At 72.9% G+C, this 15,522-nt stretch carries 15 protein-coding genes; 11 read left to right on the plus strand and 4 right to left on the minus strand.

The genetic code is table 11. From position 1 onward, the window contains the following. Nucleotides 1-4: 4 nt before the first annotated feature. Nucleotides 5-1,255 (minus strand): glycosyltransferase family 87 protein, encoded by a 1,251-nt coding sequence (locus ABZZ04_RS12755; protein WP_356932210.1) that lies wholly within the window; start codon nucleotides 1,253-1,255, stop codon nucleotides 5-7. A gap of 127 nt (nucleotides 1,256-1,382) precedes the next feature. Here ABZZ04_RS12755 and ABZZ04_RS12760 point away from each other — a divergent pair, with 127 nt between their 5' ends. Beyond that, the gene (locus tag ABZZ04_RS12760; RefSeq protein WP_356932211.1) at nucleotides 1,383-2,525 is read left to right on the plus strand and encodes a glycosyltransferase family 4 protein; all 1,143 of its coding nucleotides are present in this window, start codon (nucleotides 1,383-1,385) and stop codon (nucleotides 2,523-2,525) included. A 100-nt stretch (nucleotides 2,526-2,625) separates the two neighbouring features. Here the strand turns inward: ABZZ04_RS12760 and ABZZ04_RS12765 are convergent, their stop codons facing one another. Then, nucleotides 2,626-4,425, minus strand: coding sequence for an AMP-dependent synthetase/ligase (locus ABZZ04_RS12765; protein WP_356932212.1), 1,800 nt, complete (start codon nucleotides 4,423-4,425; stop codon nucleotides 2,626-2,628). A gap of 279 nt (nucleotides 4,426-4,704) precedes the next feature. On the opposite strand from ABZZ04_RS12765, the gene ABZZ04_RS12770 reads away from it, so the two are divergent. From ABZZ04_RS12770 to ABZZ04_RS12795, 6 genes are all read left to right on the plus strand, one after another. Further along, nucleotides 4,705-5,511 carry a metallophosphoesterase gene (locus ABZZ04_RS12770; protein ID WP_356932213.1) on the plus strand — a complete coding sequence of 269 codons (807 nt, stop codon included), beginning with the start codon at nucleotides 4,705-4,707 and terminating at the stop codon, nucleotides 5,509-5,511. Between the two features lie 106 nt (nucleotides 5,512-5,617). Further along, nucleotides 5,618-6,064, plus strand: coding sequence for an SRPBCC family protein (locus ABZZ04_RS12775; protein WP_356932214.1), 447 nt, complete (start codon nucleotides 5,618-5,620; stop codon nucleotides 6,062-6,064). Between the two features lie 5 nt (nucleotides 6,065-6,069). Further along, on the plus strand, nucleotides 6,070-7,344 hold the full coding sequence (locus ABZZ04_RS12780; RefSeq protein WP_356932215.1) for an ArsA-related P-loop ATPase: 1,275 nt from the start codon (nucleotides 6,070-6,072) through the stop codon (nucleotides 7,342-7,344). A 146-nt stretch (nucleotides 7,345-7,490) separates the two neighbouring features. Beyond that, complete coding sequence (locus ABZZ04_RS12785) at nucleotides 7,491-7,949, plus strand: DUF5304 domain-containing protein (RefSeq protein WP_356932216.1); 459 nt, start codon at nucleotides 7,491-7,493, stop codon at nucleotides 7,947-7,949. A 75-nt stretch (nucleotides 7,950-8,024) separates the two neighbouring features. After that, nucleotides 8,025-8,966 (plus strand): ROK family glucokinase, encoded by a 942-nt coding sequence (locus ABZZ04_RS12790; RefSeq protein WP_356932217.1) that lies wholly within the window; start codon nucleotides 8,025-8,027, stop codon nucleotides 8,964-8,966. Between the two features lie 79 nt (nucleotides 8,967-9,045). Next, nucleotides 9,046-9,828, plus strand: coding sequence for an endonuclease/exonuclease/phosphatase family protein (locus ABZZ04_RS12795; protein WP_356932218.1), 783 nt, complete (start codon nucleotides 9,046-9,048; stop codon nucleotides 9,826-9,828). 50 nt (nucleotides 9,829-9,878) lie between these two features. Here the strand turns inward: ABZZ04_RS12795 and ABZZ04_RS12800 are convergent, their stop codons facing one another. Together ABZZ04_RS12800 and ABZZ04_RS12805 are read right to left on the minus strand one after the other, a co-directional pair. Then, nucleotides 9,879-10,616, minus strand: coding sequence for a hypothetical protein (locus tag ABZZ04_RS12800; protein WP_356932219.1), 738 nt, complete (start codon nucleotides 10,614-10,616; stop codon nucleotides 9,879-9,881). Continuing rightward, nucleotides 10,609-11,388: an alpha/beta fold hydrolase gene (locus ABZZ04_RS12805; RefSeq protein WP_356932220.1), complete on the minus strand. Its 780-nt coding sequence runs from the start codon at nucleotides 11,386-11,388 to the stop codon at nucleotides 10,609-10,611. Before ABZZ04_RS12805 ends, ABZZ04_RS12800 begins: the two co-directional genes overlap by 8 nt. Before the next feature lie 211 nt (nucleotides 11,389-11,599). Here ABZZ04_RS12805 and ABZZ04_RS12810 point away from each other — a divergent pair, with 211 nt between their 5' ends. The 4 genes from ABZZ04_RS12810 (at nucleotide 11,600) to ABZZ04_RS12825 (ending at nucleotide 15,447) form a co-directional block, all read left to right on the plus strand. After that, nucleotides 11,600-12,361, plus strand: coding sequence for a lysophospholipid acyltransferase family protein (locus tag ABZZ04_RS12810; RefSeq protein ID WP_356932221.1), 762 nt, complete (start codon nucleotides 11,600-11,602; stop codon nucleotides 12,359-12,361). Between the two features lie 51 nt (nucleotides 12,362-12,412). Further along, nucleotides 12,413-13,636: a DUF5931 domain-containing protein gene (locus tag ABZZ04_RS12815; RefSeq protein ID WP_356932222.1), complete on the plus strand. Its 1,224-nt coding sequence runs from the start codon at nucleotides 12,413-12,415 to the stop codon at nucleotides 13,634-13,636. Next, nucleotides 13,633-14,325: a response regulator transcription factor gene (locus tag ABZZ04_RS12820; protein ID WP_356932223.1), complete on the plus strand. Its 693-nt coding sequence runs from the start codon at nucleotides 13,633-13,635 to the stop codon at nucleotides 14,323-14,325. The genes ABZZ04_RS12815 and ABZZ04_RS12820 overlap by 4 nt, the downstream gene beginning before the upstream one ends. 117 nt (nucleotides 14,326-14,442) lie before the next feature. Continuing rightward, complete coding sequence (locus ABZZ04_RS12825) at nucleotides 14,443-15,447, plus strand: 2-hydroxyacid dehydrogenase (protein ID WP_356932224.1); 1,005 nt, start codon at nucleotides 14,443-14,445, stop codon at nucleotides 15,445-15,447. Nucleotides 15,448-15,522: the final 75 nt, after the last annotated feature.

The raw sequence follows: 15,522 nt of genomic DNA on the forward strand, positions 1-15,522 counted from the left end.
CCGTTCAGGACGCGGCCGGCTCGGTCTCCAGGCCGGCGCCGGACCGGGAGGCGGGCACCCGGCCGCCGTCGCGAGGCACCGCGACGGCCGTCTGCCGCCACAGCCGCCGACAGGCCGTCAGCGTCGCCGCGACCAGCAGGCCGTTGCGCAGGAACATCAGCGTCACGCCCGTCGCGTCGCTGGACACCACGTGCACGAAGCCGAGCGGGAACTCCCACTGCGTGACGCCGGTGGCGACCAGCACCAGCACGGCGGGCAGCACCATCCGGCTGCCGCGGAACACCAGGCAGACCGCCGCCAGCCCCACCAGCCACAGCATGTACTGGGGGCTGATCACCCGGCTCGTCGTCGTGAACAGCAGCACCGCCGTGAACGCCGCGTCCGCCGGGGTGCTCGCACCGAACTCCCGGGCCCGCAGCCGCCACACCAGCAGCCAGCCGAACGCCAGGACGGACAGGCCGAGGGCGAGCGTGCTCACCAGCGGCACGTGCGGCCCCAGGAACTCCATCGAGCCGTAGTGGTACTCCACCCGGCCCTCCCAGCCGAACTGCCGCGCCACGTGGAAGACCAGCGCCCCCAGCGACTCGACCTCCGTGCCCCGGTCGCGCTGGGAGCCGAGGAAGTCCAGCGCACCGGGCATCGCCAGGGCGCACACCACCAGCAGCCCGCCCGCCGTCACCGCCGCCGCCGACCACGCCAGGCGCGTGTGCCGGCCGCGCGCCGTCCCGGCCAGGACCAGCGCGGGCCACACCTTCAGCAGCGCGCCGACGGCGGCCAGCACCCCCAGCACCCGCGGATGCCGCAGCCCCGCCAGCAGCGCCGCCACCGCGACCGCCGTGACCATCACGTCGTAACGGGCGTACGCGGTCGTGCCGAGCAGCGGCACCCCCGCCACCCACACCCAGGCGCCCGCGGCCGACCGGCCGCCGCCCCGGCCCGCGTACAGCAGCAGCGCCAGCACCAGCCCGTCGCAGAGGAACGCGAGGACGAAGAACGCCGAGGCGTAGTCGAGGAACGGCAGCAGCGCGGGGGACAGGACGGCCAGTGCGGCCAGCGGCGGGTACTGCCAGGTGACGTCGTCCTGCGGGTACGTACCGCTCTTCAGGACCTCGGACCAGCCGTGGTAGATCACCGAGACGTCACTGGTCACGTCCGGGCCGGGCAGTGTGATCACCTTGGTGACGCAGAGCAGCAGCGCGACCCTGGTCAGGGCCCACACCGCGACGGCGAGCCGTGCGCCGGTCGATCCCGTCATGAACGCCTCATCCGTTGTTCGTCGGCCGGTACCCGGGGGTTCGGCCGGGTGGGTACGAGGAGCCATGATGCCCGTACCGCCGGTGCGGGAGCCATCGGGGCGGGGCCTGCCGGTACTGTCGGCCGGGATGGACAAGACCCTGATCGTGACCAACGACTTCCCGCCCCGCCCCGGTGGCATCCAGGCGTTCCTGCACAACATGGCCCTGCGCCTGGATCCCGGACGGATCGTCGTGTACGCCTCGACCTGGAAGCGGAGCCCCGAGGGCCGCGCGGCCACCGCCGCCTTCGACGCCGAGCAGCCGTTCCCCGTCGTGCGCGACAGCACGACCATGCTGCTGCCGACCCCGGGGGCCACCCGGCAGGCCGTGCGGCTGCTGCGCGAACACGGCTGCACCTCCGTCTGGTTCGGGGCCGCCGCCCCGCTCGGTCTGATGGCACCCGCACTGCGCCGGGCCGGGGCCCGCCGCCTGGTCGCCACCACCCACGGCCACGAGGCGGGCTGGGCCCAGCTGCCCGCCTCCCGGCAGCTGCTGCGCCGGATCGGCGAGGGCACGGACACGATCACCTATCTGGGGGAGTACACCCGCTCCCGGATCGCCCCCGCGCTCACCCCCGGGGCGGCGGGCCGCATGGTCCAGCTGCCGCCCGGCGTCGACGAGAAGACCTTCCACCCGGGATCGGGCGGCGACCTGGTCCGGGCCCGGCTCGGCCTCGCCGACCGGCCCGTCGTGGTCTGCGTGTCCCGGCTCGTGCCGCGCAAGGGCCAGGACACCCTGATCCTCGCGATGCCGAAGATCCTGGCGCAGGTGCCCGACGCGGTCCTGCTGATCGTCGGCGGCGGACCGTACGCCGACGACCTGAAGCGCCTGGCGGTGCGGACGGGGGTCGACGCCTCCGTACGGTTCACCGGACCGGTGCCGTGGGAGGAGCTGCCCGCCCACTACGGCGCGGGCGACGTCTTCGCCATGCCGTGCCGCACCCGCCGCGGCGGCCTCGACGTGGAGGGCCTGGGCATCGTCTTCCTGGAGGCGTCCGCGACCGGGCTCCCGGTGGTGGCGGGCGACTCGGGCGGCGCGCCCGACGCGGTGCTCGACGGCGAGACCGGGTGGGTGGTGCGCGGCGGTTCCTCCGAGGAGGCGGCCGACCGGATCGTCACGCTGCTCCACGACCCGGAACTGCGCCGGCGGATGGGGGAGCGGGGACGGGCCTGGGTCGAGGAGAAATGGCGCTGGGACCTGCTGGCCGAGCGGCTGCGGGCCCTGCTCTGACCCCGCCGCGGGCCGCCCTCGCGAGAGGACCGGGCACGGCGTGCACAAGGGCGGCCCGCACATTCCGTGCGGGCCGCCCTCCCGTCTGCGTACGCAGGGATCAGCGCTGGTAGATCGACTCGATCTCGTCCGCGAAGTCCTTCGTCACCACGTTCCGCTTCAGCTTCAGCGACGGGGTGATGTGGCCCGCCTCCTCGGTGAACTGGGAGGGCAGGACGCGGAACTTGCGGACCGACTCCGCCTTGGAGACCGCCGCGTTCCCGTCGTCCACCGCCCGCTGCACCTCGGCCAGCAGTTCCGGGTCATCGCGCAGCGACGCGGCCGTCGACCCGGCCGGCTTGCCGTGCTCCGCGGCCCAGCGGCCCAGGAACTCCTCGTCCAGGGTGACCAGCGCGCCCACGAACGGCCGGCCGTCGCCGACCACCATGCACTCGGCGACCAGGGCGTGCCCGCGGATGCGGTCCTCGATCACCGCGGGAGCGACGTTCTTGCCGCCCGCGGTCACGATGATCTCCTTCTTGCGGCCGGTGATCGCGAGATAGCCGTCCTCGTCGAGCGTGCCGATGTCGCCCGTGTGGAACCAGCCGTCGGCCAGCGCGTCGGCCGTCGCCGCCTCGTTGTTCCAGTAACCGGTGAACAGGTGCTCGCCGTGCAGCAGCACCTCGCCGTCGTCGGCGATCCGCACCACCGAACCGGGCAGCGGCTGGCCGACCGTGCCGATCTTCTGCCGGTCCCACGGGTTGAAGGCGGTGGCCGCACAGGTCTCGGTGAGGCCGTAGCCCTCCAGGACGGTGAAGCCGATCCCGCGGTAGAAGTGGCCGAGCCGCTCGCCCAGCGGCGCGCCGCCGGAGATCGCGTGCTCGCCGCGCCCGCCGAGCACCGCCCGCAGCTTCCCGTAGACCAGCCGGTCGAAGACCTTGTGCTTCAGCCGCAGCCCGAACGACGGGCCCTGCGCGGTGCCCAGCGCGCGGCTGTAGGCGATCGCCGTGCTCGCGGCCCGGTCGAAGATCTTGCCCCTGCCGTCCGCCTGCGCCTTGGCGCGCGCCGCGTTGTACACCTTCTCGAAGACCCGGGGCACACCGAGGATCAGCGTCGGCCGGAACGAGGCCAGTTCGTCGGTGAGGTTCTTGATGTCCGGTACGCAGCCGAGCTTGATCGGGGCCATCACCGAGGCCACCTCGACCAGCCGGCCGAAGACGTGCGCCGCGGGCAGGAAGAGCAGCACGGAACACTCACCGGTGCGGAACAGCGGCTTCAGCCGCTCCACCACGTTGCCGCACTCGGCGAAGAAGCTGCGGTGCGTGAGCACACAGCCCTTGGGGCGGCCGGTGGTGCCCGAGGTGTAGACGATGGTGGCCGGGTCGTCCGCCTTGGCACCGGCCATCCGCAGGTCGAGGGTCTCGTCGGAGACCTCCTCCTCGCCGAGCGCCGACATCCGGGCGATCGTGTCGTCGTCGATCCGCCAGATGCCCTTCAGGGCGGGCAGACCGTCCTGCACCGAGACCACGGACTCCTGGTGCGCCTCGGACTCCACGACGCACAGGGTGGCGCCGGAGTCGCCGAGGATCCACTGGATCTGCTCCGGCGAACTGGTCTCGTACACCGGGACGGTGACCGCGCCCGCGCTCCAGATCGCGAAGTCGAGCAGCACCCACTCGTAACGGGTGCGCGAGAGCAGGGCCACCCGGTCGCCGGCCTCCACGCCCGCGGCGATCAGACCCTTGGCCACGCCCCTGACCTCGGCCAGGAACTGAGCGGCGTCGACGTCCGTCCACACGCCCCCGACCTTGCGGCTCATCACCGCGACATCGGGATGCTGAGCGGCATTGCGGCGGATGAGATCCGTCAGGTTGCCGTCCGAGGGGACCTCGTACAGGGCCGGAAGGCTGAACTCGCGCAAGACTGCTGCTCCTCATCGGGCTCCGGTGCCACGGCTCTGTGTGACGCACCGGCTGCGGTCCAAGACTGGCGGTGCTCCGTGAAGTGAGCACGACTGGACTGCCCGGACGTTACCCACCGGTACTCGGTTCCCGATAGGGGGTCCGGACCAGATGTCTTACGTGTCACACACAACGGTGGTCCTTGCGCGCACAGTAGTCCACCGACCCGCCCGCGCGAGGGTAAGCGCAGGTCCGGCGGCCTCTACCCAGGTGGACGGCGGCGTTCTAGGGTGACCGTCATGCGAGCCGGACCGGACAGCCGGGGTACATCGACCCGACAGCGCACCCGCATCCACGTGGTCAGCGACGTGCACGGGAACACCGAGGCGCTGGCCCGTGCCGGGGACGGCGCCGACGCCCTGGTCTGCCTCGGTGACCTGGTGCTCTTCCTCGACTACGCCGACCACTCGCGCGGCATCTTCCCCGATCTGTTCGGCGTGGAGAACGCCGACCGGATCGTCGAGCTGCGCACCGCCCGCCGCTTCGAGGAGGCCCGCGCGTTCGGCCGCTCCCTGTGGGCGGGCATGGACCGCGACGCGGCGATCGTCTCGGCGGTGCGCAAGCAGTACGCCGAGCTCTTCGCGGCCTTCCCCACCCCCACGTACGCCACCTACGGCAACGTCGACATCCCCGGCCTGTGGCCCGAGTACGCGCGCCCCGGCACCACCGTCCTGGACGGCGAACGCGTCGAGATCGGCGGCCGGGTCCTCGGCTTCGTCGGCGGCGGCCTGCGGACCCCGATGAAGACCCCGTACGAGATCGACGACGAGGAGTACGCGGCCAAGATCGAGGCGATCGGCCCGGTCGACGTGCTCTGCACCCACATCCCGCCCGACGTGCCGGAGCTGACGTACGACACGGTGGCGCGCCGCTTCGAGCGCGGCAGCCGGGCCCTGCTCGACGCCATCCGCAGGACCCGCCCCCGGTACGCGCTGTTCGGCCACGTCCACCAGCCGCTGGTCCGCCGGATGCGGATCGGCGCCACCGAATGCGTCAACGTCGGCCACTTCGCCTCCTCCGGCAGGCCCTGGGCCCTGGAGTGGTGACGGCGCCGGAGCGCACCCCGGGACGAGGCGCCGCGCGCACGCGATAGCCTTCAGGCGGCAGTCCGCTGCCGACGCACCGGTACACCGCACTGGAGGAGCCACGGCGATGGCTGAACACACCAGCTCGAGCATCACGATCGAGGCGGCGCCGGCCGACGTCATGGGAGTGATCTCCGACTTCGCCCGCTATCCCGAGTGGACCGGCGAGGTCAAGGAGGCCGAGGTCCTCTCCACCGACGACCAGGGCCGCGCCGAGAAGGTCCGTCTCGTCCTCGACGCCGGAGCGATCAAGGACGACCACACCCTCGCCTACACCTGGACCGGCGACCACGAGGTCAGCTGGACCCTCGTGAAGTCCCAGATGCTGCGCGCCATCGACGGCTCGTACGTACTGGCCCCGCTCGGTGGCGACCGCACCCAGGTCACCTACCGGCTGACCGTCGACGTCAAGATCCCGATGCTCGGCATGATCAAGCGCAAGGCCGAGAAGGTCATCATCGACCGGGCCCTGGCCGGACTGAAGAAGCGCGTCGAGTCCGGCCCGAAGGCCTGACCCGAATGCGTACGGTCCTCGTCACCGGCCCCGGCGGCGCAGGCCGTACCACCGTCGCCGCGGCGACCGCCCTCGCGGCGGCCCGCCGCGGCCGCCGCACCCTGCTGCTCTCCGCCGACGCCGTGCCCGGCCTGCCCGCGGACACCGAGCCGGTCGAGGTCGCCGACAAGCTGTGGTCGGCCCGGATCGACTCCGGCGAGCACTTCCGCGACGAACTCCTCGCCCTCCAGGACCGGGCCTCCGGCGTGCTCGACCTGCTCGGCGGGAACCGGCTGGACGGCGAGGAGCTCACCGAACTGCCCGGCAGCACCCAGCTCGCCCTGCTGCACACCCTGCGCCGGGCCGCCGAGGGCGACTGGTCCCGCGCGGGACACGAACTCCTCGTCGTCGACCTGCCGCCGCTGCGCGAGGCGCTCGCCGTGCTCGCCCTCCCCGAACAGCTGCGCCGCTACCTGCGCCGGCTGCTGCCCCCCGAACGCCAGGCCGCCCGCGCCCTGCGCCCGATGCTCGCCCAGCTCGCCGGCGTCCCCATGCCCGCCCAGTGGCTGTACGAGGCCGCCGCCCGCAAGGACGCCGAGCTGGCCGCCGTCCAGGCCCTGATCGAGGACCGCACCACCACCGTCCGGCTGGTCGCGGAGCCCGGACCCGCGGCCGAGGAGGCCCTGCGCACCGCCCGCACCGGCCTCGCCCTGCACGGACTGCGCGTCGACACCCTCGCCGTGAACCGGACGCTGCCCCGGCACTCCGCCGACCCCTGGTTCGCGGCGCTGGCCGCGCAGCAGGAGAAGACCGTCGACCACTGGTACGAGCAGTGGGCACCCGACACCGCCCTGTGCGAGGTGCCCCACCTCGGCCGCGACCCGCGCGGCCCCGACGACCTGGCCCTCCTGGACACCGCCCCCGACGCGGACGGCGGACTCGCCGGACGGCTGGACGGACAGGACCCCGGACGGGCCGACGACCCCTGGTGGACCGAGGACCCGGACGCCCCCGAGGGCTTCGACGGAGCACGGTCCGGCGGCCGGATCGTGCCCGCCCCGCGCTCCGCCGACGGCGACCCGGTCCTCGTCTGGTGCCTGCCGCTGCCGGGCGCCGTCAAGGAGGACCTCCAGCTGGTCCGCCGGGGCGGCGAACTGCTGCTCACCGTGGGCCCGTTCCACCGGATCGTCCCCCTGGAGTCCGGGCTGCGCCGCTGCACCGTCTCCGGCGCCGCCCTCACCGACGGGGTGCTCCGGGTCCGGTTCACGCCGGACCCCGGCCTGTGGCCCCGCACGGACTGAGAGTGCCCGGCAGCAGGTGGCGCGGCAGCCGTCGCCGGACCCCCTGAACGGCGGGTCGCGGTTCGGGTAACGTCGGTAGTACGTGCCCCGTACGCCGGGCCGCCGGCACACCGTGTCGCGGGCACACCCCGTCGCAGGAGTCCGCCATGAGCGAAGCCACCGATCGTCCCGTCGACGACGACGCGTGGGCCAGGGCCTGCGCCGAGGACCTGGAGGCGGAGAAGGCCCGCCGCCGCGAGCGGCAGGGACCGCCGCCCGGCTCCGCCGCCGAGGAGCTGCGCAAGCTGGTCGACGCCGTGGCCGACAAGGTCTCGTCCCTCCAGACGCCGCTGCTCGGCGCGGCGGCCCAGGGCACCGTGCAGCAGATCATCAAGCAGGCGAAGTCCGCCGTCGGACCCGTCATCGAACGCAACCCCGAGGTCTTCGACCACATCGCGGCGGCCGGCGGGGAACTCCTCGCCGCCTACCGCTCCGCCGTCGAGGGCCAGGAACGCCGCTGGACCCGGGAGGCCGGGGACCCCGAGGGCACGCGGAAGCAGGCCGGCGACCCCACCGACCCCCGTGACGAGCCCCCCGCCGCGGGCGAACACATCGACCTGGACTGACCGGCGGCGAAAGGACCGGGGGTCCGGCTCGGGTACGGTTGGCCACAGCGGGGCTCGACCGGAACTGAGGGATTCATGGGACTCACCATCGGCGTCGACATCGGCGGCACGAAGATCGCGGCCGGCGTGGTCGACGAAGAGGGCCGCATCCTCTCCACGCACAAGGTGCCGACCCCGCCGACCGCCGAAGGCATCGTGGACGCGATCGCGACGGCCGTGTCCGGCGCGAGCGAGGGACGCAGCATCGAGGCCGTCGGCATCGGGGCCGCCGGATACGTCGACGACAAGCGTGCCACCGTGCTGTTCGCCCCGAACATCAACTGGCGCCACGAACCGCTGAAGGACAAGGTCGAACAGCGCGTCGGCCTCCCCGTCGTCGTCGAGAACGACGCCAACGCCGCCGCCTGGGGCGAATACCGCTTCGGTGCCGGACAGGGCCACGACGACGTCATCTGCATCACGCTCGGCACCGGCCTCGGCGGCGGCATCATCATCGGCAACAAACTGCGCCGCGGACGCTTCGGCGTGGCGGCGGAGTTCGGCCACATCCGGGTCGTCCCGGACGGTCTGCTCTGCGGCTGCGGCAGCCAGGGCTGCTGGGAGCAGTACGCCTCCGGGCGCGCCCTGGTCCGGTACGCCAGGCAGCGCGCCAACGCCACCCCGGAGAACGCCACCGTCCTGCTGTCGCTCGGTGACGGCACGGTGGACGGCATCGAGGGCAAGCACATCAGCCAGGCCGCCCGGCAGGGCGACCCGGTCGCGATCGACTCGTTCCGGGAGCTGGCCCGCTGGGCCGGTGCCGGACTCGCCGACCTCGCCTCGCTCTTCGACCCGTCCGCCTTCATCGTCGGCGGCGGCGTGTCGGACGAGGGCGAACTCGTCCTCGACCCGATCCGTAAGTCGTTCCGGCGCTGGCTGATCGGCGGCCAGTGGCGTCCGCACGCCCAGGTGCTCGCGGCCCAACTGGGCGGCGAGGCAGGCCTGGTGGGTGCGGCGGACCTCGCCCGTCAGGGCTGAGAGCCCGTCGGGTGGCCTTCGGCCGGACGCCCGTCGCGCCCCTGGGGGAGCGGCGGGCGTCCGTCGTATCGTGGGACACATGGTCCTGACGCCACTGCCCGACTCCCGTACCGAGCCGGATGGTTCGGCCGTCATCAGGGTGCTCTCCTACAACATCCGGTCGATGCGCGACGACTGCGAGGCACTGGCCCGAGTCATCACCGCCTGCGCCCCCGACCTCGTCCTCGTCCAGGAGGCGCCGCGCTTCTTCCGCTGGCGCAAGCGCGCCGCCTGGCTCGCGGCCCGCACCGGTCTGGTCGTGCTCGGCGGCGGTGCCACGGCGGCCGGACCGCTGCTGCTGTGCTCGCTGCGCGCCTCGGTGGAGCGGACGGAGGACGTCCTGCTGCCGCTCACCCCCGGACTGCACCGCAGGGGCTTCGCCACGTCGGTGGTACGGATCGCGGGCACCCGGATCGGCCTGCTGAGCTTCCATCTGAGCCTCCAGCGCGACGAACGCCTGACCCAGGCGGAGCTGCTGCTGGAACGGCTGGAGACGATGGGCGTCGAACACGCCGTCGCGGCCGGCGACCTCAACGACGTACCGACCGGCCCGGCGTTCCGGCGGCTGGCCGGGCGGCTCCAGGACTGCCGGGCGGTCCGGCCGTGGGGGGAGGAGAACACCTCCCCGGCGGACGGGCCGCGCAAGCGCATCGACGCGATCTTCGCGACCGGGGGGATCGAGGTGCTCGGCTGCGGCGTCCCGGCCGGGCTGCCCGGGGTCACCGGGGCGGACCTGCGGGCGGCCACGGACCACCTGCCGGTACTGGCGGCGCTACGGGTCCCGGCGACCGTCCTCGTACCGCCCCGCGCGCCGGGCCGCTGAGAGCCCGGCGGCGCCGCGGGCCACCGGGTTCCCCCGGGGCCCGCTCCGGATCAGACGACCGCCCCGCGCCCGGGGTCGTCGTCCTCCTCGTCGTCGTCCTCCATGCGAGCCACCAGCGTGACGAAACCGCCCAGGAAGCCGCCGACGCAGATCGTCGTGAGCCACCAGGTCATCTCCCACTGCAGCAGGATCGCGACCAGCATCAGCACCGGGCCGCCGACCACCGCGAGCCAGGCGAACTTCGCCGTGACGTCGGCCTCCGGCAGCGGCGGCGGCTCCGGCGGGACGAAATGCCCCTCGTCGCCCTCGTCGAGGTCGTCGTCCTTCGGCTCCGCCACCTCGTAGTCGCGGGGACCGCCGACACCGACCCCGGGGGCGAACACCACCGAACTGCCGAGCGGCCGCTCCGGCGGCTTCGGGGACTTCTTCCCCAGCCCCTTGTCCGGGTCGAGCACCTCCGACCGGCCCTCGTCCTCCAGCAGCGCGAGGTCCTCGATCGACCTGAACGGCTTGGCACCCGGCGGGTCCGGCGGCTCCTCGCCGTACCCCGCGACGATCGCCTGCCACGCGGCGTCCTCGTCGAGCCCCGGGCCGGGCCGGTCGCCCCCGGACACCGGGGGTGCCTTCTGGACCGGGGCGTCCTGCGGGCCCGTACCGTCGTCGGGCACGGCGGCCCCCTCCGCGGGCAGGGAATCGCGCCCCTCCGCGGGAAGGTGCTTGCGTCCCTCCGCGGGGAGGGGCTCGCGCTCCTCCTCGCCGCCCGCGCGCTCCGCGTCGTGCTCAGCCACCTGACGTGCTCCCCTTCTGTCCGACGCTCGGGGCGAGGCGGCCGATGAACCGATGGCTCTCCTCGAAGATCCGCTCCGCGTCGTGGTCCAACGTCGCCACGTGGTAGCTCTGTTCCAGCAGGATCTCCTCGACGTCCGTCGACGACACCCGGCCGAGGATGCGGGCCGAGTCGGCGGGCGGGACCACATGGTCCTGCGGACTGTGCAGCAGCACGATCGGCTGGGTGACCTGGGGCAGTTCGGCGTCGACCAGGCGGAAGAACCTCCGCACCGAGTGCGCCGCGTGCAGCGGCACCCGGTCGTACCCCACCTCGTCGGAGCCCTCCAGGGCGATGTCGCTGGCCAGCCCCTTCGTGGTCCGCACCAGATGACGGGCGACCGGCAGCGCGTACGCGGCCAGGCCGTGCACCTTGTTCGCCGGATTCACCAGCACCAGACCACTGATCGCGTCCCCGTGCTTCGCGGCCAGCCGCAGCGCCAGCGCGCCGCCCATGGACAGCCCGAAGACGAAGACCCGCTCGCACCGCTCCAGCAGGCCCCGCAGCTCCCGGTCCACCTCCGCGTACCAGTCCTGCCAGCCGGTGAGCTGCATGTCCTGCCAGCGGGTGCCGTGTCCGGGCAGCAGCGGCAACGAGACGGTCAGCCCGCGCTCCGCCAGGTATTCCGCCCAGGGGCGCAGCGACTGCGGGGAGCCGGTGAATCCGTGGCAGAGGAGGACGCCGACCTCTCCGCCGTCGTGGCGGAACGGCTCGGCTCCGGGAAGGACCGGCACCAAGGTCTCCTGTTCGTGAGGCTCGCGGAAGGAGCGAAGAAGGGGTGTGCGGAAGGATTACGGCCTCGGCCGCCACTTCACCGTACGCGACCGGGCCGACACCGACCAGGGCCGTCGCGGCCCCGGCCGCGGCGTCGGCCCCGTGCCGGGCGGGAGCGCAAGCGCCCGCACGGGTTAAGGTCTGTCGGACAGCACACAGGAGGCACCCGAGTTGATCTACGGCGCAATGAAGTTCTCCATCGGCGGGGGCCTGAAGCTCGCCTTCCGGCCATGGGTGGAGGGCCTGGAGAACATCCCCGCGCAGGGACCGGCGATCCTCGCGAGCAACCACCTGTCGTTCTCCGACTCGTTCTTCCTGCCGGCCGTCCTGGACCGCAAGGTCACCTTCATCGCCAAGTCCGAGTACTTCACCGGTTCCGGCGTGAAGGGCAAGCTCACCGCCGCCTTCTTCAAGGGCGTCGGCCAGCTCCCGGTGGACCGCTCGGGAGCCCGCGGCGCGGGCGAGGCGGCCATCAAGGCGGGCATCGCGGTCGTCGAGAGCGGCGGCCTCTTCGGCATCTACCCCGAGGGCACCCGCTCGCCCGACGGCCGCCTCTACCGCGGCAAACCCGGCGGACTGGCCCGGGTGGCACTGGCCACCGGGGCGCCCGTCATCCCCGTCGCGATGATCGACACGGAGAAGATCCAGCCGCCCGGCCAGGTGATGCCCAAGCTGATGCGCCCGGGCATCAGGATCGGCAAGCCGCTCGACTTCAGCCGCTACCACGGCATGGACGGGGACCGCTTCATCCTGCGCTCGGTCACCGACGAGGTGATGTACGAGATCATGAAGCTCTCCGGCCAGGAGTACGTCGACATCTACGCGACGGCGGCCAAGCGGCAGATCGCGGACGAGGCCAAGCACCGGGCCGAGGTGGAGAAGAAGGCCGAGGCGGAGAAGAACGCGGGCGGAGAGCCCGGCACGCGAGGGTGACGGAACGGTACGGCGCGTCCGCGCGTCGTTTCCGTCCGGGGGGTGGGGATCATGGCCAGGCGCGAGCGGGTCGTACGGATGTCGGTCGAGCAGCCGCTGTGGCGCGCGCTGACCGGGTACCGCGTCCTGACGATGCTGTACGCGGTGCTGCTCTCCGTCTACGGCCGGGACAAGTACGAACGGCCGTGGGTGGCCTTCGCCTTTCTGGCGGTGATGGTGGTCTGGACGCTCGCCACCCTCCCGAAGGTCTCGGGCGCCGTCGCCTGCACCAAGCGCTTCCTCGGCACCGACCTGGCGATCGCGCTCACCGGCATACTCCTCACCCCCCTCGCCAACGTCGAGGCCCGGTCCATGGACGGCCCGACGCTGCCGTCCATCTGGACCGCGGGCTCCGTACTGGCCTTCGCGATCAAGGGCGGCTGGCGGTGGGCGGCCTTCGCCTCCACCTTCGTGGCCGTCGTCAACATCGTCGAGCGCGGCAATCCGAGCCGGGACACCTTCCACAACGTCCTGCTGGTCTGGGTCGCCTCCGTCGCCATCGGCTACGTCGTCGAGGTCGCCAGGGCCAGTGAGCGCACCCTCGCCCGCGCCCTGGAGATCGAGGCGGCCACCCGCGAGCGGGAACGCCTGGCCCGGGACATCCACGACAGCGTGCTCCAGGTCCTCGCGATGGTCCAGCGCCGCGGCACCGCGCTCGGCGGGGAGGCCGCCGAACTGGGCCGGATGGCCGGGGAACAGGAGGTGGCCCTGCGCACCCTGGTCTCCAGCGGACTCGTCCCCACCACCCGGGTCTCCGAGGACGCCGCCGAGGGCGCGGTCGTCCGCAGCATCGAGGTCGACGACGAGTCGTCCGACCGGGCCGACTGCGATCTGCGCTCCCTGCTCGCCCCGCACGCGGGCTCCCGGGTCAGCTTCGCGGAGCCCGGCGCCCCGGTGCTGCTCGCACCCGCCGCCGCGAAGGAGCTGGCGGCCGCCGTCGGTGCCGCGCTGGACAACGTCAGGGTCCACGCGGGGGAGAATGCCCAGGCGTGGATCCTCGTCGAGGACTGGCCGGACGAGGTGATCGTCACGGTCCGGGACGACGGCCCCGGAATCCCGGAGGGGCGGCTCGCCCAGGCCGAGGGGGAGGGGCGGATGGGGGTCGCCCTGTCGATCCGGGGGAGACTGCGTGACCTGGGCGGCACGGCGGAGTTGATTTCGGTGCCCGGCCAGGGCACCGAGGTCGAGTTGAAGGTACCGAAGGTTTCACGGGGGAAGGCGGGATCAGCAGGATGAGCACGGAGAACACCCGGGGCACGGAGGAACGGCCCATCAAGGTCATGGTGGTCGACGACCACCCGATGTGGCGCGACGCGGTCGCCCGCGACCTCTCGGAGTCGGGCTTCGACGTGGTGGCCACCGCCGGTGACGGACCGCAGGCCGTCCGCAGGGCGAGGGCCGCGGCGCCCGACGTCCTCGTGCTCGACCTCAACCTGCCCGGCATGCCCGGCGTCCAGGTCTGCAAGGAGCTGGTCGGCTCCAACCCCGGGCTGCGGGTGCTGGTGCTCTCCGCCAGCGGCGAGCACGCCGACGTCCTGGAGGCGGTCAAGTCCGGCGCCACCGGCTACCTGCTCAAGTCGGCCAGTACGCAGGAGCTGACCGAGGCCGTGCGGTCCACTGCCGTCGGCGACCCCGTCTTCACCCCCGGCCTGGCCGGGCTGGTCCTCGGCGAGTACCGCAGGCTCGCCTCCGACCCCGCGCCCGCCGCGTCCGACGAACCCAAGGCCCCGCAGCTCACCGAGCGCGAGACCGAGGTGCTGCGGCTGGTCGCCAAGGGACTCTCGTACAAGCAGATCGCCGAGCGCCTGGTCATCTCGCACCGCACCGTGCAGAACCACGTCCAGAACACCCTGGGCAAGCTCCAGCTGCACAACCGGGTGGAGCTGGTGCGGTACGCGATCGAGCGCGGCCTCGACGACGCCTGAGCGCCGGCCGGGGCCGTCGGCCGGGCGGCGCACCGGGGGCCCGGGCCGTATATTCGCGAGGGCCGGTGCCGGGGGGCCGGACCATGCCCCAGCTCCGCGCGGTGAACGGGAGAAGTCGTGGAAATCCTGGCCTTCGGCGTGCAGTCCGACGAGAAGCCGCTGATCGAGAAGGCGTTCGCGGGTCGGCACGAGGTCCGCTGCCTGGATGTCTTCCTGAACAGGGACACCGCCCCCATCGCGGCGGGCCACGAGATCATCTCCACCAGCGTCAACGCCGACCTGGGCAGTGGTGTGCTGCAGACCCTCGCGGCCGGGGGCACGCAGATGATCGCCCAGCGCTCCACCGGCTTCAACAACATCGATCTCGACGTGGCCGAGCGGCTCGCCCTGCGGGTCGCCCGGGTCTCCTCCTACTCGCCGTACTCGGTCGCCGAGTTCGCCTGGACCCTCGCGATGGCCGTCAACCGCCGCGTCGTACGGGCCGCGGGCCGCACCCGCGACTTCGACTTCCGGCTCGACGGCCTCCTCGGCCGCGATCTGCACGGCCGCACCGCGGGGGTGATCGGCACCGGCAGGATCGGCGAGGCGTTCACCCGTATCGCCCACGGCTTCGGCATGGAACTGCTCGGCTGGGACGTCGCCGAGAACCCCGCCTGCGTCGAGCTCGGCATGAGGTACGTGGACAAGGAACGGCTGCTCGCCGAGTCCGACCTGGTCAGCCTGCATGTCCCGCTGCTGCCCGCGACCCACCACATCATCGGCGCGCGGGCCCTGGCACGGATGAAGGACGACGCGATCCTGATCAACTCCAGCCGCGGCGGACTCATCGACACCACGGCCCTGATCGCCGAACTGCGCGCGGGCCGCTTCCTGGGCGTCGGACTGGACGTGTACGAGGCGGAGGCCGGGCTCTTCTTCCTCGACAAGTCCCTGGAGGGCATCGACGACGACGCCCTCGCCCGGCTCGTCACCTTCCCGAACGTCATCGTGACCTCGCACCAGGCGTACTACACCCGGGACGCCGTGGAGCAGATCATCGACGCCACGGTGCGCAACGTCGCCGACTACCTGGCCGGCCGCCGCAGCGAGAACGTCCTCGTCCCGGCGCTCCCGAAGGACTGAGCCCCGGCCCGGACGTCCGGGCCGGTCCTCGGGAACGGGCCCCGTACCGTGCCGGGGCCCGCCCGCTTCCTTTGG

The organism is Streptomyces sp. NPDC006435, from assembly GCF_040612315.1.
GTDB lineage: Bacteria > Actinomycetota > Actinomycetes > Streptomycetales > Streptomycetaceae > Streptomyces.

Bases quoted from the DNA above. Each gene is read 5' to 3' on its own strand.
- ABZZ04_RS12820 (WP_356932223.1), top strand. From the start codon at position 13,633: ATGAGCACGGAGAACACCCGGGGCACGGAGGAACGGCCCATCAAGGTC.
- ABZZ04_RS12790 (WP_356932217.1), top strand. From the start codon at position 8,025: ATGGGACTCACCATCGGCGTCGACATCGGCGGCACGAAGATCGCGGCC.
- ABZZ04_RS12775 (WP_356932214.1), top strand. From the start codon at position 5,618: ATGGCTGAACACACCAGCTCGAGCATCACGATCGAGGCGGCGCCGGCC.
- ABZZ04_RS12785 (WP_356932216.1), top strand. From the start codon at position 7,491: ATGAGCGAAGCCACCGATCGTCCCGTCGACGACGACGCGTGGGCCAGG.
- ABZZ04_RS12755 (WP_356932210.1), bottom strand. From the start codon at position 1,255: ATGACGGGATCGACCGGCGCACGGCTCGCCGTCGCGGTGTGGGCCCTG.
- ABZZ04_RS12760 (WP_356932211.1), top strand. From the start codon at position 1,383: ATGGACAAGACCCTGATCGTGACCAACGACTTCCCGCCCCGCCCCGGT.
- ABZZ04_RS12770 (WP_356932213.1), top strand. From the start codon at position 4,705: ATGCGAGCCGGACCGGACAGCCGGGGTACATCGACCCGACAGCGCACC.
- ABZZ04_RS12815 (WP_356932222.1), top strand. From the start codon at position 12,413: ATGGCCAGGCGCGAGCGGGTCGTACGGATGTCGGTCGAGCAGCCGCTG.
- ABZZ04_RS12795 (WP_356932218.1), top strand. From the start codon at position 9,046: ATGGTCCTGACGCCACTGCCCGACTCCCGTACCGAGCCGGATGGTTCG.
- ABZZ04_RS12780 (WP_356932215.1), top strand. From the start codon at position 6,070: ATGCGTACGGTCCTCGTCACCGGCCCCGGCGGCGCAGGCCGTACCACC.